Annotated in this window: 18 protein-coding genes and 2 pseudogenes; 18 read left to right on the top strand and 2 right to left on the bottom strand. The window is 64.2% G+C overall.

Annotated elements, in window-relative coordinates:
• The 18 genes and pseudogenes from M1M07_RS14215 to M1M07_RS14130 form a co-directional block, all read left to right on the top strand.
• Positions 1-292: pseudogene (locus M1M07_RS14215) on the top strand (ABC transporter ATP-binding protein); the annotation flags it as partial.
• A 41-nt stretch (positions 293-333) separates the two neighbouring features.
• A complete protein-coding gene (locus tag M1M07_RS14210) occupies positions 334-1,149 on the top strand; it encodes an ABC transporter permease (RefSeq protein ID WP_248674658.1) in 816 nt (271 codons plus the stop codon).
• Complete coding sequence (locus M1M07_RS14205; protein ID WP_248674646.1) at positions 1,149-2,027, top strand: ABC transporter permease; 879 nt, start codon at positions 1,149-1,151, stop codon at positions 2,025-2,027. Before M1M07_RS14210 ends, M1M07_RS14205 begins: the two co-directional genes overlap by 1 nt.
• 10 nt (positions 2,028-2,037) lie before the next feature.
• Positions 2,038-3,114 carry an Mce family protein gene (locus M1M07_RS14200; protein ID WP_248674645.1) on the top strand — a complete coding sequence of 359 codons (1,077 nt, stop codon included), beginning with the start codon at positions 2,038-2,040 and terminating at the stop codon, positions 3,112-3,114.
• Entirely contained in the window at positions 3,111-4,124 is a 1,014-nt protein-coding gene (locus M1M07_RS14195; RefSeq protein WP_248674644.1) for an MlaD family protein, read from the top strand. Before M1M07_RS14200 ends, M1M07_RS14195 begins: the two co-directional genes overlap by 4 nt.
• Positions 4,121-5,122 carry an MlaD family protein gene (locus tag M1M07_RS14190; RefSeq protein WP_248674642.1) on the top strand — a complete coding sequence of 334 codons (1,002 nt, stop codon included), beginning with the start codon at positions 4,121-4,123 and terminating at the stop codon, positions 5,120-5,122. Before M1M07_RS14195 ends, M1M07_RS14190 begins: the two co-directional genes overlap by 4 nt.
• 64 nt (positions 5,123-5,186) lie before the next feature.
• The gene (locus M1M07_RS14185) at positions 5,187-6,272 is read left to right on the top strand and encodes an MlaD family protein (RefSeq protein WP_248674641.1); all 1,086 of its coding nucleotides are present in this window, start codon (positions 5,187-5,189) and stop codon (positions 6,270-6,272) included.
• Positions 6,269-7,261 (top strand): MlaD family protein, encoded by a 993-nt coding sequence (locus tag M1M07_RS14180; RefSeq protein WP_248674639.1) that lies wholly within the window; start codon positions 6,269-6,271, stop codon positions 7,259-7,261. The genes M1M07_RS14185 and M1M07_RS14180 overlap by 4 nt, the downstream gene beginning before the upstream one ends.
• A complete protein-coding gene (locus tag M1M07_RS14175; protein ID WP_248674656.1) occupies positions 7,261-8,217 on the top strand; it encodes an MlaD family protein in 957 nt (318 codons plus the stop codon). Before M1M07_RS14180 ends, M1M07_RS14175 begins: the two co-directional genes overlap by 1 nt.
• 43 nt (positions 8,218-8,260) lie before the next feature.
• Positions 8,261-8,851 carry a hypothetical protein gene (locus M1M07_RS14170; protein WP_248674637.1) on the top strand — a complete coding sequence of 197 codons (591 nt, stop codon included), beginning with the start codon at positions 8,261-8,263 and terminating at the stop codon, positions 8,849-8,851.
• 185 nt (positions 8,852-9,036) lie between these two features.
• Entirely contained in the window at positions 9,037-9,510 is a 474-nt protein-coding gene (locus M1M07_RS14165) for a VOC family protein (RefSeq protein ID WP_248674635.1), read from the top strand.
• A gap of 266 nt (positions 9,511-9,776) precedes the next feature.
• Entirely contained in the window at positions 9,777-10,493 is a 717-nt protein-coding gene (locus M1M07_RS14160) for a VWA domain-containing protein (protein WP_248674654.1), read from the top strand.
• Complete coding sequence (locus tag M1M07_RS14155; protein ID WP_248674633.1) at positions 10,490-11,428, top strand: protein phosphatase 2C domain-containing protein; 939 nt, start codon at positions 10,490-10,492, stop codon at positions 11,426-11,428. Before M1M07_RS14160 ends, M1M07_RS14155 begins: the two co-directional genes overlap by 4 nt.
• The gene (locus M1M07_RS14150) at positions 11,388-12,047 is read left to right on the top strand and encodes a hypothetical protein (protein ID WP_248674632.1); all 660 of its coding nucleotides are present in this window, start codon (positions 11,388-11,390) and stop codon (positions 12,045-12,047) included. Before M1M07_RS14155 ends, M1M07_RS14150 begins: the two co-directional genes overlap by 41 nt.
• 209 nt (positions 12,048-12,256) lie before the next feature.
• Complete coding sequence (locus tag M1M07_RS14145) at positions 12,257-13,822, top strand: IS1634 family transposase (protein WP_248674631.1); 1,566 nt, start codon at positions 12,257-12,259, stop codon at positions 13,820-13,822.
• A gap of 16 nt (positions 13,823-13,838) precedes the next feature.
• Positions 13,839-15,356, top strand: a complete 1,518-nt coding sequence (locus M1M07_RS14140; RefSeq protein WP_308200803.1) for a DUF4407 domain-containing protein — start codon at positions 13,839-13,841, stop codon at positions 15,354-15,356.
• A gap of 12 nt (positions 15,357-15,368) precedes the next feature.
• A complete protein-coding gene (locus tag M1M07_RS14135; RefSeq protein WP_248674628.1) occupies positions 15,369-15,965 on the top strand; it encodes a hypothetical protein in 597 nt (198 codons plus the stop codon).
• 44 nt (positions 15,966-16,009) lie between these two features.
• Positions 16,010-17,482 carry a hypothetical protein gene (locus tag M1M07_RS14130; protein WP_248674626.1) on the top strand — a complete coding sequence of 491 codons (1,473 nt, stop codon included), beginning with the start codon at positions 16,010-16,012 and terminating at the stop codon, positions 17,480-17,482.
• Positions 17,483-17,604: 122 nt separating this feature from the next.
• Here the strand turns inward: M1M07_RS14130 and M1M07_RS14125 are convergent, their stop codons facing one another.
• Both M1M07_RS14125 and M1M07_RS14120 read right to left on the bottom strand, forming a co-directional pair.
• Positions 17,605-18,201 (bottom strand): Tellurium resistance, encoded by a 597-nt coding sequence (locus tag M1M07_RS14125; RefSeq protein ID WP_248674653.1) that lies wholly within the window; start codon positions 18,199-18,201, stop codon positions 17,605-17,607.
• Between the two features lie 162 nt (positions 18,202-18,363).
• Positions 18,364-18,831, bottom strand: a pseudogene (locus M1M07_RS14120) (TerD family protein); the annotation flags it as partial.
• Positions 18,832-18,869 lie beyond the last annotated feature (38 nt).

Genomic DNA, 18,869 nt, shown 5'->3' with positions numbered 1-18,869 from the left:
GGAGAAGGACGAGGCGCAGATGGCGCACGAGCAGGCGCTCGTCGACGCCGGGCATCATGCCGGTGGTGTCGACGACGTCGAGGGCATCGTGCCGCAGATGCAGGCCACGCCGGGCATGCCCGAACGCCGCGCCGTGGCGCGCCGCCAGGACCGTGTCCGCTCGATCCTGCACACGCTGCCCGAGGCAGCGCAGCACGCGATCCGCGAAAGCCTCGGAGCCGAACCGGCATACGCCGAGTACCGGGACTTCGACACCCCCACCGAAGAGATCCCGGCGGTGGTCGTCCGATGAGCGCACCCGCCATCGCACCCCTGGCGGAAAAGAAGCGGGGGATGTCGGGCCTGTCGCGCCTCGCGAAGTACCTGACGAGCAAGCCGGCCGCATCCCTCGCGACGAGCGGCCGGTCCGCCCGCCTGGGCGGAAACGTCCTGCGCTACTGCGTCACCGACACCATCGCGATGAAGCTGCCCTTGCGTGAAGTCATCGAGCAGATGTGGATCCTCCTGAAGGTCACCGCACTGCCGGCGCTCCTGATGGCCGTCCCGATCGGCGCCGAGGTCTCGGTCCAGGTCGGCGGCATCATGAACCAGGTCGGCGCCAACTCCCTCGCGGGCGCGGCCAGCGGCCTCGGCGTCGTCGGCCAGGGTGCGCCGATGGCGGCGGGTCTGCTCATGAGCGGCGCGGCCGCCTCGGCGATCGCCTCCGACCTCGGCGCCCGATCCATCCGCGAGGAGATCGAGGCGATCCGGGTCATGGGCATCGACCCCGTCCAGCGCCTCGTCGTTCCCCGCTTCCTCGCGATGATCGCGATCGCCCCGATGCTGTGCATCGTCATCATCGCCGCCGGTGTCGCCGCCGGCCTGACCATCTCTGCCAACGTCAACGACGTTGTGCCGGGCAGCTTCTGGCAGTCCTTCGGCGCCTTCGCCACCCCCACCGACCTCGCATTCTCGGTCCTCAAATCGGTGATCTTCGCCGCGATGGTCGTGCTCATCGCCGGCCTGCGCGGCCTCGAGGCCAAGGGCGGACCGACCGGCGTCGCCAACGCCGTCAACGCTTCCGTCGTGCTGAGCGTGTTCTGCATCTTCATCGCGAACCTCGTCGTCAGCCAGCTCCAGCTGATGTTCTTCCCGGCAAGGCTCGCGTGATGACGACCGGAACACCCGCGCATCGCGGGATTCGCAAGCACACACCGGTGTCGGCCCGACTCGGTGCGGTGACCCGACGCGCCAGGGGAGCGGTCGAGGAACTCGGCCAGATCGTGCTGTTCACGGCCCGCACCTTCTACCTGCTCCCGAAGACCGTCAAGCACTACCGCAAGCAGACCCTCGCGACGATGAACAACATGGCCTGGGGCAACGGGTCGCTCGTCGTCGACGGCGGTGTCATCAGCCTGATGTTCTTCCTCGGTATCGCAGTCGGCGCGGTCGTCGCCATCCAGGCGTTCATGGCCTTCGACCTGCTCGGCTTCGGCGCCCTGACCGGCATCATCGGCTCGTTCGGCAACGTGCGCGTCATCGCGCCGATCATCACCGGCATCGGCTTCGCGGCCCAGGCCGGTTGCCGGATGACGGCCGAGATCGGGTCCATGCGCATCTCCGAGGAGATCGACGCGACCGAATCGATCGGTCTGCAGGCTATCCCGTTCGTCGTCGGACCCCGCCTGATCGGCAGCATGCTCGTGGTCCTGCCCGGCTACCTCATGGCGCTCGTCGTCAGCTTCATCACCGGTGGTCTTGTGGTCAAGAACTTCCACGACCAGCCGAGCGGCACCTACGACCACTACTTCGGCCAGTTCCTCAACGTTCCGGATCTGGCCGCGTCGGTCGCCAAAGCCCTGATCTTCTGTGCAGTCGTCACGATGATCCACTGCTACTACGGGTATTTCGCGTCGGGCGGGCCGGCGGGTGTCGGCTCGGCGTCGGGACGCGCGATCCGCGCGAGCCTGGTCGCCATCGTCGTCCTGAACTTCGTGATGACGGTGATCATCTGGGGCCTGAGCCCCGAACTTGTCTTCAAGGGATGAGGAAACGAACATGTCGAGAAGCCAGGACTTCCTGCGCGGAACAGCGGCAGAGCAGTCGCGGAGGCTGGCAACGACCGGAATGGCCACCCTCGCGGTACTCGGGGTCGCAGCCGCCGTCGGCGCGACGATGTACCCGAAATGGTCCGCCCCGAAGGGAATCGACGTCGCAGTCGACGTCGCCTATGTCGGACCGGGCGTCACGGAAGGAACGAAAGTCGTGTTGCGCGGCCGGTCCGTCGGAACCGTCACCGAACTCGAACGCACGGACACCGAATCGGTGCGGATGCACCTTGTTCTCGACGAGGAGCAGATCGGCGGACTCACCGACCGGTTCGAACTCGACTTCCGGCCCGAGAACTACTTCGGCACGTCCGCGGTGAACCTCGTCGCGCAGCCGGGTGGCAACCCGATCGCCTCCGGGATGGAACTCGCACGTGAACCACAGGGCGACTACACGATGTCGACGATGATCGAGCAGGGCTCGCTGACCATCGACGGCACCCTGACCGACGACATGATCTCGTCGCTCGACAAGACCGTCCACTACCTCGACGGACTGACGCCGTGGATCGACACCGGCGTCGAGGTCGCCGATCACGTCGCCGACACCCAGCAGGAACTCCCGACCGTCCAGATCGCACACTTCAACGACATCCTCGAGGCGATGCCCGGATTCAGCGAGCAGGCGATCGCGTCCCTCATGGCCATCTACGACAGCAACTACAACCACCTTGCGGACGGCTCGATCGGCGTCGACGACGCGGTGTTCGACGAAGCGAACGCGGGTCTGACCCTGGCCGCGAACCAACTGTTCGGCCAGGCCGGCGCCCTGCTGGCGTCGCACGGCGGTGAACTCACCCCGTTGATCGACACGGTGGTCGTGACCTCGGACGTCTTCCCGCACCTCGTCAACGGCGGTATGACCCCGGCCGCGGCCCGCGAGATCGTGCGGCGCCTCGACTCGACCTTCGTCGACACCTCCGACGGACAGCGACTGCGCCTGCGCGTCCTCGTCGACGGATTCCCCTCGTTCACTGCGCCCCTCGGACTCGGAGCGGCACCGGCCCCGGAAGGAGGCGAGCGATGACGACCCGCGCCACCTACATCGCGACCATCGTCAAACTCGTGATCGCGGCGGTCATCTCGGTGATGCTGTTCGGTCTGGTCATCAGTGCGATGCGCAGCCCCGTGGACGGCGCCACCCGCAGCTACACCGCGGAATTCTCCGACGTGTCCGGTCTCGGATCCAACGGCGACATCCGCACGCGAGGCGTCCGCATCGGGAAGGTCGAATCCATCGATCTGCACCGCCGCGACGGCAGCACCATCGCCGAGGTGCGGTTCACGATGGAGGAGCCCTACACCCTCACCGACGACACCACCCTGGCGGTCAAGTACCAGAACCTGACCGGCGTGCGGTACATCGACGTCGACTTCGGATCCGGGTCCGGCACTCCGGTGGATCACGTCGCGCTCGAACGGACCCGGCCGTCGTTCGACATCACCGAGCTGTTCAACGGCCTCCAGCCGGTGCTCGCCACGATGAGCACCGAGGACATCAACCGGTTCGCCGAGAACGCGATCTCGCTGCTCCAGGGCGACGGCAGCGGTCTCGCCCCGATGATGGACGACGCGCAGAAGCTCGCCGACCTCGCCGCCGACCGCGAGCAGGTCCTGTCCACCCTCGCCGACAATCTCGCCCGGATCGCGGACAGCATGGGCGGCCGCTCCGACGGCGTCGTCGAATTCCTTCGCTCCGTGAGCTTCCCGATCGGAAAGGCCATGACCGTTCTCGACGAGTTCCCGAAGACCGCGTCCTACGGTCCGCAGTTCCTGACCCCCGTCAAGCGGCTGCTCGACGCCTATGGGCTCGCGCCGGGTGCGGACGTCGACGCGATGGTCGCCGACGCATTCACGTCGCTGGAGGAAGCCGCGGACGCCATCCGGTTGCTGCCCCCGGCGGTCGCCGGCCTGCAGTTGCCGGCGAGTCTGCCCGCCGGAGCGGGAGCGGGGTGCACCCACGGTCTCGCCCAGTTGCCGACCGATGTCCAGGTTCTTCTCAACGGTAGTGAGGTCGTCGTATGCAGCGCGTCATGAGCAAGGGACGATTCGGATCGGGCCGCATCGCGGCGTGGTTCGACAACGATCTCCGGATCGGTGCGGGCGTCGCCGCTCTCGTCGTCCTGGGGCTCGTCGCCACCGCGGTCCTGTACACGAATCCGCCCGGGCGGAAGACGATTTCGTTCGAGACGACCGACGTGTCGGCCATCTCGGTGGGGCAGGACGTGCGTGTCGCGGGTGTGTCCGTCGGCAAGGTGTCCGACATGCAACTCGGCGACACCTCGGTGCGCGTCACAGCCGAGGTCGAGGACGACCTCGAGGTCGGCTCCGATACGCGCGTCGAGGTCCGCATGCTCACCCCCGTCGGCGGCTACGCGGTGACGCTCGTTCCCCTGGGCGAGGTTCCGCTCGGCGATTCCACGCTGCCCGCCGGGCAGGTCACCGTCCCGTACTCAATCGGCGACGTGCTGCAGGCGGCTCCCAACGTCACCGACAACGTCGAGGGTGAGCTGATCGACGCCAACCTCGCGCAGGTCGCGGAGGCCCTGAACAAGAACCCCGGCTCCGTCGAATCGGTGATCGCCGGGATGAGCGCGGTCGCGCGCGTCATGGACCACCAGCGCGCCCAGGTCCACACCGTCGCGAGCCTCGCCTCGGAGTACCTGACGACGTTCAACGCGAGCCGTCAGATGGTGTTCGACCTGATCCGCGAGATCGACATCGTGTTCGCCACCTACAACACCACCCACGCGGGCTTCAATGAGGCGTACCGGCTGCTCGGCCACGTCCTGATGACGGTCGCGCCCTACGAGGAGTACTACCTCGACCATCGCGAGGAGGTGGCGGCCGGCATCGCACAGGTCCGCGGCATGATCGAGCAGTTCAACGCGGAGTTCGGGCCGTCGATCGATGCACTGGCCGCGACCCGGGATCAGCTCGCGAACTGGCTCACGCCCACCGGTATCGCCGAGATCGGCGGTGGCACCCTGATGGCCTCGGACATCTGTGTCCCGGTACCGGGACGCCAATGCTGATGCAGCCCTCGACATTCCGTCTTGATGACATGAACGGCAGGTTGTTGTGAAGAGAACGACCAGAATGACGATCATCGCGCTGACCACCACCGCGATCGCGTCGTCGTGCGGCGTCGCCGTCACCCACGCCCAGGCGAACGACACCGGGGCACCGTCCGAGACCCTGTGCGCCGAGATGCCCGACGGCATCGGCCTCTACCCGGGAAACCCCGTCACGCAGATGGGTTTTCCGGTGGGCAAGGTCGACTCGGTGGTGTCAAAGGGCGATCACGTCGAGGTCGTCTTCACGACCGACGGCGGACGTCTGTTCCCGGCCGACGTCCAGGCCGTGACGCGGTCGAAGTCGATCCTCGCGGACCGCAGCCTCGAACTCGTCGGGAACTACGAGTCGGGGCCGACCCTCGAACCCGGATCGTGCATTCCGCTCCGGAACAGCCACACACCGAAGACGATCTCCGAGGTCGTCGGATCGGCGGCGGACTTCATCGAGGCGTTGTCGCCGGAGGGTGGTGAGGACACCATCGAGATGGCCGTGACCGGATTGAACGAGTCGCTGCGAGGCCAGGGACCGAACGCGCGGGCGATGATGGAACACGCCGCCAGTGCGATGGAGAACCCCGACCGGTTCGTCGCGGACATCGGCTCGTCCATCGACAACATGGCCCCGCTGACCGAGGACGCCCTCGCCCAGTGGGCGGCGATCAAGAACATCGTCGCGAACATGCCCGACGTCGTCGACGCCGGCATCGACCTGTGGCCCGGGACGATCGACGTGTGCGTCGGCATCGGATGGCTCGTCGCCCTGCTCGACGACGTCCAGAACAGGTACGGCGACGAGATCTGGCCGTTCATGCACGGCCAGGCGACCGATGCGATCGCCCTCGCCGCAGCCCGCTCCGGCGACATCGGCGACCTCGTCTCCACCGTGCCCTCCCTGAAGGGGGCCGTGGACCAGCAGACCGCGCAGTCCGGGCCGCTGACGGCAGGGTTCACCCCGCCCGCGATCGCTCTGAAAGACGAAGAAGCAGAACGGCTCTGTGCGCTCCTCGAGTCGCTGAGTCCCGGTAGCTGCAATCGTGCGGGCTCGGGAGAGAAGGTCACCGAAGAGGGCCTGCTCGGTCTGCTCGACCTGAACGGAGCGGTGCGATGACCTCGAGCACGATCCGGCGCGGAATCCGGACCTTCACGGCGCTGGCCCTCATCCTCGTCGCCTCGGCGTGTTCGCTGCGCCCCGAGGACCTGCCGTCCGTGCGCGGCGGTATCGGCGACGGCTACGAGATCTCGATCGAGTTCGCCAGCGTGATGAACCTGCCGTCCGGCGCCGACGTCATCATGGACGGCGTCCGCGTCGGCGAGGTCCGCGAGGTTGCCCTCCAGGACGACAGCGTCGCCGTGACGGCCGGGATCCGCTCCGACACGCGCGTGCCGGCGAGTATCCGTGCGATCGTCCGCCAGAACACCCTGCTCGGGGACACCTACGTCGCGCTCGTGCGGGACCCGCAGGGCAAGACGGGGGAGTACCTCCGCGACGGCGCGACCGTCCCCACCGAGCGCACCACCTCGCCGCCCCAGCTCGAGGACACGATGGCCGTCCTCGCGACCTTCATCAACGGCGGCAGCATCCGCCGCATCGAAGAGGTGATGGGTCGCGTCAACTCCGTCATGCCGGACGTGCCCGAGATCCAGCGTCTCGCTTCGACCGTCGCCGTCGACCTCGACGATCTCGGCGGGCGAACCGCGGAGATCGACCGCATGCTCAACGGGTTGGACGCCACCGCAACGACTTTGAACAACAACGCGGAGTCGCTCGAGACGATCTTCGATGCGGAGACCGTGCACTACTGGCGTCGCCTCGCGGTCGATGTCGTCTCGCACATCGGCCAGATCCTCCCGTCGGTCGGCAGCCTCTACGAGGGCGGCCTGTGGCTGATCCCGATGTTCGAATCGCTCGCCGACACCACCGACATCTCCCGGGGTACCCCGTCGGCTGCGGTGGACCTGTCCAACTTCCTACGGACCACGCTGATCCCGTTCGCGCAGCACCCGGCCGTCGACGTCGTCGCGGTCGACTCGACGAACGGTGACCAGCTCGTGTCCGACGCCGAGAACATCCTGCGAATTTTGGGAGCTGTGAAGTGATGCGGCGAACCGTACTGTCCCTCGGCGGCATGGCCGTCATCGCGGCCCTGTCCTTCGGATACATGAGCCAGCAGGGTCTGCGCACCGGGCTCATGGAAGACGTCTACACCGCGCAGGTCGAGGTGCCCGACACCAACGGGCTCGTCGTCGGATCGCGAGTCCTGCTGCGCGGCATAGACATCGGTGAGGTCACCGACATCACGGCGTCGGCCGACGCCGTCACCGTGTCGTGGAAGTACGACCGGAACACCCCGATCGCCGCGGACAGCACCGTCCGCCTCGACAACCTCTCGGCCCTCGGCGAGCCGTTCCTCGCCGTGTCACCTGGTTCCGATGGCGGACCGGCCCTCGAGGACGGCGCCGTGCTCGCGTCGGACCAGGTGGTCGTGCCCACGACGTTCGAGGAACTGTCCGAGCGGCTCACCAACCTGCTCACGCAGGTCGAACCCGACGGCGTCCGCGAGATCTTCCGCACCCTCGACATTGCGTTGCCCGACGACCAGCGCGTCTACGGCAACCTCGAGCGGTCGGGGGAACTCATGGCCGCGACGATCACGCAGAACTCCGACACCTTCACCACGCTGCTCCGCACCGTCCAGCCTCTGCTGCTCGACAGTGGAACCATTCCCAAGGGGATGCGCGCCACCGAACCCCGTGTTGCCGAATTCGGTAGTGGTTTCAAGGATCTGCTCGCCGGTATTCGCTTCGCCTCCGACCGCGGCCCCCTCAACGCCGGCATCAAGTACGGGGCGAGCCCGTTCATCGGCGAACTGCAGAAGTTCCTCGACGCCACCGCGCCCGACCTCCAAACCATCGGCGTCAACCTCCTGCCCGCGGTATCCGAGGCCGCGAACAGCATCCGCAGCATGGACATCGGCACCCTGATGAACAACGTCCTCACCTCCACCGACTCCGGCGACGCTCTCACCCTCGAGTTGGAGATGCCCGGCAACTAACCGAACCCATCCATCCCGGCCAGCCACGACAGACGAGGAAAACATGAACGTCACCACCCTGCCCAACGCCACCGACCGGACCGATCTGGTCGAAATCACCGCCGACCGTGAGCGGTGGACCCCGCCCCGCGCCGCGGTCGGGGCCGCCGGGGTGGTGCTCGTCGCCGCCCTCGGCCTCACCACCTGGCAGTGGCTCGACGCCCGCAGCGAACGCGACGCGCTCCTCGCGGACGCGGCCGGTCGCGAGCAGGCGGAACAGGTCGCCCTCGACTACGCCATCGGCGCCGCCGAAATGGACTTCCGCGACCTCGGCGCCTGGAAGGGGCGCCTCGTCGCCGGCACCACCCCGGAACTCACCGACCGCCTCACCAGGGCCGCCACGTCGATGGAACAGATCATCGTGCCCCTGCAGTGGTCGTCCACCGCCGAACCGATCACTGCCAAGGCCGAAGCCGGCCCCGACGGCACCTACACCGTCGACTGCTTCGTCAGCGTCCACACCACCAACGCCCAGGCCCCCGAGGGTATCCAGTCCACCGCGACGTATCGCCTCACCCTCGATAGCGACGACGAGTGGGCGATCACCGAGATCAGCGGGATCGGGGGAGAGGCACTGCCCGAACAGCCCCGGTGACGCTTCTTTCCGGATCCGCGCGCTGGTCGGACAACCGCCGAGGTCCAGGATCGACGTTTCTGTCCATCCGGCGAGCGGATCCGGCGGTAGAGAGTCCCATTCCACTGCCGCTCCGGTGAGTGTTTCCTTGATGACGTTCCACGTGGCGAGGGATTCTGAACGTCAGCGTCACGGAGGGACTGGTCATGATTCCGACGCTCGCCGGCGTTCACCATCTGAAGTTGCCCGTCGCGGACATTTCGCGATCGGTCGAGTGGTATCGGACGAGACTCGGCTATGAGGTGGCGGTCGAGTTCCACGAAGAGGGCCGGCTCATGGGTGTTGCGATGCGGCACCCGGCAGGCGGGCCAGTGATGGCGCTGCGGCTCGACCCAGAGAAGGCTGCAGCGGCAGGATTCGACTACTTTTCGATCGGCGTGCCCGACCGCGATGCACTCGAAGCGCTGGCAGGACATCTCGACCAGCTCGGCGACCGGCATGGTGGGGTGCATTTCGCCTCGATCGGCTGGATCCTTCCTCTCCTGCACGATCCCGACGGGCACGAAGTGCGCTTCTATACGGTCGAATCCCATACCGAGACCCCAGAATCGGAAGTGCGTACGATCGTGAACCCAGTGGAGTCGGCAGTGGAGGAAGAAGCACGCCGGCGACCACGCTGATCCGTTCTCCCCACCCCAGCGGCGGTCCCCTGGGGGCGAATCCCTGGATCAAGTGTGCGTCTCTTCCCGAGGGCATTTCGTCGCGAATGACGTAGTGCGATGCCTGGTGGGAAGCCGGCGGTTGGAACCACTGGTGTCGGCGGCTGCTTGCGGGCCGGAGAGACCGAGGCATCGTTTGTTCGTAACTCTAATAGGATGCCTTGCGATATGGCTGTGTATCCGTCTCACGCGGATGACCCGAAGCAAGGAGGCATGTGGTGTCGAACATGAACGTACAGGTCGAGCAGGCGGCGTTGGCGCCGTTCTACCTGGTGTTCGACGTGTCGGCCTCGATGATGGGCGAGATGGATGCCCTCAACCAAGCGCTCCGTGACCTGAAGAACGAGATGCTGAAGAGCCCGATTCTGGCCGACATCGCTCGTGTCTCGCTCATCAGCTTCAGTGACGCCGCACGAGTCGTCATTCCCATGATGGACCTCGCCCAGGACACACTGATCGGCAACGGCGATGTGCTGCACGTCGAGGGTATGACCTCCTATATGGCAGCTTTCCGGACTCTGAAGGACCAGATTCAGCGGGATATCCCTGCCCTCAAGGCAGAGTCCGGTGGCGCTGTGTATCGGCCGATGGTGTTCTTTGTGACCGACGGTTACCCCAATGATCTGCCCGGCGAATGGGAGCGTGCGTTCAAGGAACTGACAACCGCCCAGCCGTTTCCGAATGTCATCCCGTTCGGATTCGGAGAAGCAAATGCCGAAATCCTGAAGGAAATCACCTTCCCGAAGAAGCGGGGTGAAAGCTTCTACTTCATCGCACGACAGGGACTGGGGCGGGCAGACGCTATGGCGGCGATTGCCAAGATCGTGGTGCAGTCGGTGGTGAGCTCGACGCAGTCGGCAGTGGACGGGATGCCCCGAGTGAACCTCGAGAAGGCAGGAACCGAGCATGTCCTCCAGCAGGCACCCGCCTGGGACATGGTGTGAGCGAGGTGCTGCACGACGATCCGGAGCAGCAGGACGGAGACGTCGAGTTCGACCATCCCGAGCCGTACACGATCGGTGACCCCGGCCGGTCCTATTCCGAGATCGGAGGTGGGAAGCCGTTTCCAAGCGCGATGCCGCCGGACTCCGTGTGCGATGCGTTCGACCATCAAGGGTGGGCGCTCAGGGCAGCCTCGGTTCGAGGACTGATGCACCGCAGCGACGGATCCCCACGGCAGGACGCGTATGCCGTTCGGTACTCGCCGGATAAGGATCGGCTGGTGGTCGCGGTATGCGATGGCGTCGGTAGCGCGCCGGAGTCCCACGTGGCTTCGGATATGGCCGCGAACTTCCTCGTCGATCGGGCGGTGGATGCCGGAACACTGATCAACGACGATTGGTGGACCGAGGTATTCCACGACGCATCCGACGCGCTCGCAGCTGCCGCACGAAACGCCGGCGCATCGGATCCTTCCCCCGCCGGCGTGCGCCAAGTCATGGCGACGACCGCAATCCTTGCGGCAGTCGACAATGTGTCGGTTGCCGGACCATGGACGGTTCAGTATGCGGGGGTCGGGGACAGTTCGTTGTGGCTTACAGACGTATCCACGGACGAGGACACGTCCTGGATCCCGATACTCGGAGGCAAGCACACCGGCGACGGGATCGCCACGAATCGAACCTCGGCTTTGCCGGTGTACGAGAAGACTTGTGTGCAACCGGAGCAGTTCATCCTGCTCGAAGGACAACTGCTGCTCGTATGCACGGATGGCGTCGGTGACGCATTCGGCTCAGGCATGGGAGAGGTTGCGCAAACGCTCAGGCGTTCATGGATGAATCCTCCGACCGCACTGAACTTCGCAGCACAGGTGTCATTCGGAAGGAGGAGGCTCCTCGATGACCGAACCGGCGTCGCGCTCTGGGCCCCTACGCGCTAGGGGAGCCCGGCCCCGGATCCGGTTTCAGGAACGTCTGAAGGAGACCCTTTCCGATCCGGTAGAAGCCTGTGCCTTTGCCGTGGCTTGCATCCCGGTACTGGCGTTGGGTGCGCTGGGAGGAATTCTATGGCGCCCACTCGGCATCATCGGATTGCTCTGGGGCGCATACTTGTTCCGCCATTTCCATCGGGAGGTTCAGTCCATCCTTGATGTGATGAGACGGCGCGAGAAGCGGTTTTCTGGCGAGCGTCGAGACTGCGTACTGCTGGTTTGTCTACTGGCAGTGGCAATGTCGATCCCGCTGACGCAAGTGTTCTTTGCAAACGATCTGAGAGCGATGGCCGCACCCACAATTGCGGCGGTCGAAGCAGAGACGGAGGGGATTGCGACAGCGATCCCGGAAGCAATCTACGGGGTTGCTCCGAATTCGCCGTCCTATGGCATGTGCGAGACTGTCCAGCGTTTCACGACTGCCACTGTTGCGTGGCCATGCTATTCGACTGTCGGCTATCTACGTCTCTGGCAGATGTCGTCGGCCGTGGTCATGATGATGAGCATCTCCCTCCTCGTTGTCGGGTTGCCCTTGGCCCTCCTTTGGCACGTGCGATCGAGTCCGTGACCTCGAAGTGGACGGTGTCCTCAACCTTGCCCCCTGTAGTTGAAGATTCGAGAGTCTTCTCGTTGTTCCGAACGGAAATCGAATGAGTCCTTTCTCCGACCTGACTTGCACAAGTTGATGGGGATTTTCGGGTGCCGCTGACGTTTCCGCTGGTAGTCGGCTCGTAGGTTGCCGATTTGGGGCACTAACCGGTCGGTAGGATCTGGCGGGTGGCGGCGTACATTCGCAAGGTTCGGACCGCGTCGGGGGCGACGGCGGTGCAGATCGCGGTCAAGCAGGGCGGTCGCCGGACGATTGTCGAGCATGTCGGTTCGGCCCACACCGACAGCGAATTGGCTGCGTTGATGCAGCTGGCCCGCAGCAAACTCCACGCTGGTCAGGAGGAACTCGACCTGGGACTGGATGTGCCCGGCGACTCGGGGAAAGGGCCGTCGCTGATCACCGCGAAGCGGTCCCGCTGGCTGATCGACGTGGTCGAGACCGCCTGGCGCCGATTGGGGTTCGACGGCATCGACGACGACGCCTTCTTCCAGTTGGTCCTCGCTCGGCTCGTGGAACCGACCTCGATGAGCGACACGGCCAGGGTCGTCGGCGAGATCGGCCTGGACCCGGCGCACCGCAACACCTACGCCAATGCACTGAAGCGTTGCGCCGCACGTGATTACCGGGATCACATTGGGACGAGATGCTTCGAGCACGCCGCCGCAACCGGCGGCCTGTCCTTGGTGCTCTACGACGTGACCACCCTGTACTTCGAGGCGGAGAAGGAAGACGACCTCCGCAAAGTCGGGTACTCGAAAGAACGCCGCGTCGACCCACAGATCGTCGTCGGCCTGCTCGTCGACCGGACCGGCTTTCCCCTCGAGATCGGCTGCTTCGAAGGCAACAAGGCCGAAACCCACACCATCGTCCCGATGATCCGGCAGTTCCAGGCCCGACACGACATCGCCGGGGTCGAGATGGTCGTCGCCGCCGACGCCGGCATGCTCTCCGCCGGCAACCTCACAGATCTCGACGACGCCGGCCTGAAGTTCATCGTCGGGTCCCGGGTCACCAAGGCTCCGGCCGATTTGGCCAACCATTTCCACTGGAACGGAGACGTTTTCGTCGACGGACAGATCATCGATACCGTCACTCCTCGTCACGCAAAGAGCACTGTCAACAACGTCAGGAAGCGGACCGAACCTGTCTGGGACGCGGCTGGTCATCCGAAGTCCTGGCGGGCGGTCTGGCAATACTCGAAACGCCGTGCCGTCCGCGACAACCAGACTCTGAACGCTCAGGAAACCCGAGCACGGGAGGTCGTCGACGGCGGCAAGCCACCGAAAGCGACCAGATTCGTCAAAACCACCACGAACGGCCGCATCGTCGACGAGGTGAGCATCGAGCGGGCCCGATCGCTGGTCGGATTGAAGGGCTACGTCACCAACGTGCCCGCGGCCCTGATGACACCGGGTGAGGTCATCGACAAATATCACGACCTCTGGCATGTCGAGCAGTCGTTCCGGATGTCGAAAACTGACCTGCGGGCTCGGCCGATGTTCCACCACGCCCGCGACGCGATCGAAGCCCACCTCACGGTCGTTTTCACCGCACTCGCTGTCGCACGCTACTTGCAGGCCGAGACCGGGACCTCGCTCCGCTCCCTGGTCCGGACTCTGCGTCCGTTGCAGGAAATCACCATGACCATCGCCGGCCACTCCCACACCGCCACCGACCCACTCGACCCCGACGCGATCCGTATCCTGACCGCGCTGGGACTACCGCCCCGATGAGCGGGGCACTAAATCTGTGCAAGTCAGGTCCGAGTTTCTCGCGCGTCTTGCCGGCGCGAGGATCGATGTCCTCCGGCAGCTCCCAGGACAGGTAGCGAAGCAAGCGGCGATGGGTGCCGTTGTGTTGACAACCGCGTTCTTTGCGGCACTGTCTGCGGGGTATGCCCTCTACATCACTGGGGTCACCAATGGTTGGATCCTCGCTGTCGTCGCAGGGCTGCTGTGGGGCCTCGCGATCCTCAACCTCGACCGCATGCTCATTCTCGGACTCTCTCAGGAACGAGACTGGAAGAAGCTGCTCATGTTGGGCGCGCCGCGGGTGGCGCTGGCCATCATCATCGGCATCGTCATCTCGACACCGCTGATGTTGAAGGTCTTCGAGTCCGAGATCGAAGCGCAGCTGAACAGGAACATTCTGGCAGCTCAGGAACAGCTCAGATCCGACTTGAACAACTCGACAGCTTCAGCGGATCTTGCCGAGGCTGAAGCGGAGTTGGGAGAACTTCGCGCCTTGATCAACGCCGGCCCGACTGCAGATCCTGCCGCCAATCCCAAAGTCCAGTCTGTGCAAACCGAGATCGACGCGCTTGAGGCGAAGGCAGCCGAGCAGAAAGCCGAGTACGACAAGCTGCAAGCCGCAGCCGTTGCAGAGGAAGAAGGCAGTGCCGGGACCGGAATAGCTGGTTGTGCCGCGATGTGCGTGGAGAAGAGACGTCTCGCCAACGAGGCCATGGGCCGCTGGGAAGACACGCGTGCTCAAATCTCTGCGAAGGAGGGCGACAAGGACCGCCTGGCACGCGAGCTCGAGGGCACTCTCCTCGAGGAAAGCGAACGACGTATCGCCGACGCCCAGACCGAGTTGCCAATAGTAGAGCAGACGGTCACTCAGCTTCGGGAACAGATCGCTTCGGCGCAGGACACCAGCTTTCAGCTGGAGCAAGCAAACCAGGGGATCATCGCTCGACTGAAGGCGTTGAATGACCTCTCCGAAGGAGATGGGACGGCGGCGATGGCGCACCGGGCAGTGGCTCTCCTTTTCATGTGTCTCGAATTGCTCCCGGTGCTTTTCAAAGTCCTGTCCAATCTGGGACAACGGACGGCGTACGACGAAGTCGTCGCCAAGACCGAGGATGCCGAAGCTGCAGCTGCTACTGCGGAGATCGACGCCATGCGCGACCGGGAAAAGCTCCGAACCGACGCAAAACTGGAAGCAGAGAAGGACCGTATCGACAAGCAACAGGCCGCGGTTCTGAAGATCAATGAGGCGGTGGTCTCGCACCAGGTCGACGTAATCGACGCCGCGCTGGAGCGTTGGACCGATCACGCCAAGGCAACCGCGTCTCAGCGCTTGAACGGCTGGGCCGCAACGCTCGGAGGGAACTCGGCTTCTGGTATGCCGCCGAGGCCCTCTGCAACGCCTGTCTACCTTGCGAAGAACGGTGTCTCGAGCGGAACCAACGGCCGACCGACACCGCGCAGCGGTTCCACAACGAGCACTCTGGTGGACCCGCTACCCGACCCGAGCGAAATCTGAGGGGTGCGGCGAATGTCCGAGCTGTCTTTCGAGATCGAGGTGGACTCCTTGGTTCGTACGGAACTCGTTCTCGACCTTCCTGGTGGCGAATGGAACCCTGCAATCGTCGTCCCGGTACTGACGGAGCTTTCCGACAAGATGCTGGCTCAGCCGCACCTCGATAGTGTATTCCGTCTGGTTGTCCAACGAGCAGGAGTCACTGTATTCGACAGCGCGTTTCAGCCATTGAATATTAATTCGCATCCGGACGCGATATTGCGAGGTGTGGTCCCGCGCAGGGCTTCCGATGGTGGCATGAAATCGCAAGCGGGCATGACCTTGATGATCGCGTCTGCTGAAGAGTTGGACAGTGACAGAGTTCGCAAGTCCGCGTGGCCGGTCATAGCCTGGGTTGTGGGCGCTGACGCGAACGAGCTCTGTGTTCGCGTACACCGAGAATGCAAGCCTGCGCGGACGGTCGCGGATCCTGGCGGGTCCGCCGATCGGCTTGCGCTGGTGTGCAGTCGATTTCTCGACGAGGTGGCAATGTCCGAACAACCCGATGTGAGTTGTTGGATGGACAATCGCGTAAGTCCGATCACCGAAGGAATGGGCTATGTGGCCGGCTGAACCGATCCGCACCGTTAGCGCGCGCGGCGAGGGTAGGGGAATTCATGCCGATCGACAGAGCTAGGTTGAAGATCCATCGGGAACTTGGTTCGGGCGGATTCGGCACGGTGTATGAGGTCGACACTCCCAACGCACTCCTTTCGGAACCCACGTGTGCTTTCAAGGAGTTCAAGGACCCGGGGAATGCCGAGATTCAGAACGTGCAGGTCCTTGTCGCGCACAGAGCTTCTATGTCGAACGAGGACCGTGAGATCCTCGACAAGTTCACGACATGGCCACTCGAGGTCGTCACGAAGGGACGTGCGGTCGTCGGCTTCCTGATGCGAATGGTCCCCCAGGACTTCATGGAGAAGTCGATCGCGCAGGTCAACAGGACAACTTCGGTGCTGCGAAGCATCGATTGGCTCGCAAATCCCGTCCACGCCCGGAACTCCGGAGCCTCGCTCGTGGTTGAAGCGAGCGACATCAAGACGCGGCTGCGGTACTGCGCGTGGTTGTCCCGTGTATTCCACTTTCTCCACCGAAACGGGATGGTCTACGGTGACCTGAGTCTGACGAACGTGCTGTACAGCGATTCTCGGGACAATCCCGTCATGGTGATCGACACGGATCCCGTGCGCGTCGAGGCGGTGTCTCCTCTGCTCGTACAAGCGACTTCTCCCGGCATGCGTCCTCCCGAGGCGCGGGGAGCGAACGCCACGACTGTCCAGGATGTCAAGACCGATCGATTCAAGCTCGCCGTCCTGCTGTACAACGTGCTCGGTGCGTCTATGCGAATCGATTCGAAACTGTCTGCGGTGCAGGGAAAGATTGACTCGTCCGGGATGCAGATGTTCGCAGCGGCGTTGGGAAGTGACCGAGACCGGCGACCCTCGGCAGAGGAATGGTACAGGTACTTCTATGGTCGATACACCGCGCTCATCGATTTTCCGAAGATCGCCAATTTGGAGATCGAACCCCGGCACGGTCTGGCGGGCCAGTCGGTTACCGTACGGTGGACGGTCCAGGGCCAGGAAGCGCTGACCCTGCACACCCCGTGGGGGGTCGTTCACGACCTCAGCGTGAGCGCTCCCGACTCACTTCAGGTTACCCTTCAGAGTTCTGGTCAATTCAGGCTTGTTGCAACGAATTCGAACGGTTCGACAGAGATGGCCAGTGAAGTCGTGCATGTATTCACGCCACCGCGTATCGATTTCGTGGAAGTTCCGGAGTTGCAGCATGTTAGTCGTATGGTGACTGGACTGGATCTCGAGCCTCTCGACCGATTGCTCGAACCCGAACGAAATCTGGAGTGGGTCGACGACCTACTCCATCAGGTGACGCCCCCGCCGATTCCGGATGTGATTGGCGATCCTTCCATCCAAGTCCCTGATATAGGAAAGGATCTGCTGTCTGCGGACGGCCTCGCACGTGCGCTGACGGACGCGATGGATATGGAGGAGTGGGACATCCGCTGGGGTCCGGTGCGTGCGTCATTGGGTACCCATCGCATTCGCCGACTCTGGAAAGTTCGGTGACCTTCTTGTTGCAGTGAGGCCTCGACTCTTCGAGTGTAAGTGGTCGGTGAAGCCGAGGTGCGGCGCAAATTCGAGTTGCGCCGCACCTCGGCGGAAGTGCGGATTGCTGATCTCAGGGGCGGCTATTTGCTACCCGGGGTCCAGCGCATGCCCCACTTGTATGCCTTGTCGAGGTGGGACTGGTCGCCCTTGATGTACCGCACTTCTCGATTGATCTTGATTTCACCGTTCTTGCTTTCCAGCAACGCGATCGCGCACATCGGTGCTCGGTTGTCGCCGGAGTCGAGGCGAACTTCGATCGGTATGCCGGAGGTTCTGTAAAGCGTGACCACCCCGTCCGCAGCAGCCCAGTTCGGCACTCCCTCGTAGATATACGCGAAGATGAGGATGCGCTTGAAGACCCACGGGTCCGACAGGTCGATATAGAGGTTCTCACCACCGGCTACGGATCCCGTTCGGTCGTCGCCATCGAGCTCGATATACGGATAGTCGTATCGCGATCCGAACGCTTCACCGAGTGCCTGGACAACACCTTTGCTTCCGTCGGCCATCTCGTACAAACATCCGAGATCCAGGTCGATGCCATTTCCGCCGGCAAGACGACCCAGGAAGCCCTTGCCGGAGCCCTGGGTGCTCCAGTTCAGGTTGACTCGCATGAGGCCTTGCTCCTCGCCGGCCTTCACGAGGCTCACCGAGGGTGTGTTCTTGTCCAGAGTGATCTTGGAAAGGCTGACCGGGGGAGCCGCCGGTGCGAGTGTGCGGTCTTGAGACGGCGGAACGCCACGACGATCCGGTGTGCGGTCGGGCGACGGGACGGGCGGAGACGTCGGAGTGGGTGCAGGAGGTGCCGGCTGGGTGACGTCAACGCCGTAGTTCGTCGCGAGTGCCGACAGCCCGGTGTTCCATCCCTGCGAGACGTTGCGTACCTTCCACGTCCCGTTGCGGCGATAGACCTCCATCAAGATGGCTGCGCGTTCGGAGCGCAGTCCGCTCGCGGGCGCTTCCACGACAAGGCCATTCGGCTGCTCGAGCGTCACTCCGAGGCCGGGGACAGTGGCGAGGGTTCCGTTGACGCTGTCGTCCAACGCGACCGCAATCGAGAGCGTGTGGATATCGGCCGGGATCCTGTTGAGGTCCAGTGCGATCCGATCTGCACCGATCAGCCGGACGGCACCTTCGGGAGACTTCGGCTGGTTGAAGAAGATGAAGTCGTCGTCGTTTCGTACGCGCTGGTTCGGCGTGAGTTGGAAGGCCATCAAGTCGACGGTGCCCTGACGGGCACCGGTGACCGACAGCGTCGCGGTACCGTCGTGGATTGCCGTGTTGGCGCCGGGGGGAAGTGCAGGCATGTCGTTTCCGGCCGGGCGGCCGACTCCTTCCGTAGAGA

It is taken from the genome of Rhodococcus sp. HM1, assembly GCF_023218075.1.
GTDB lineage: Bacteria > Actinomycetota > Actinomycetes > Mycobacteriales > Mycobacteriaceae > Rhodococcus.
Note: the sequence above shows the minus strand (reverse complement) of the source record. Positions and strands in the feature narration are given on the sequence as shown.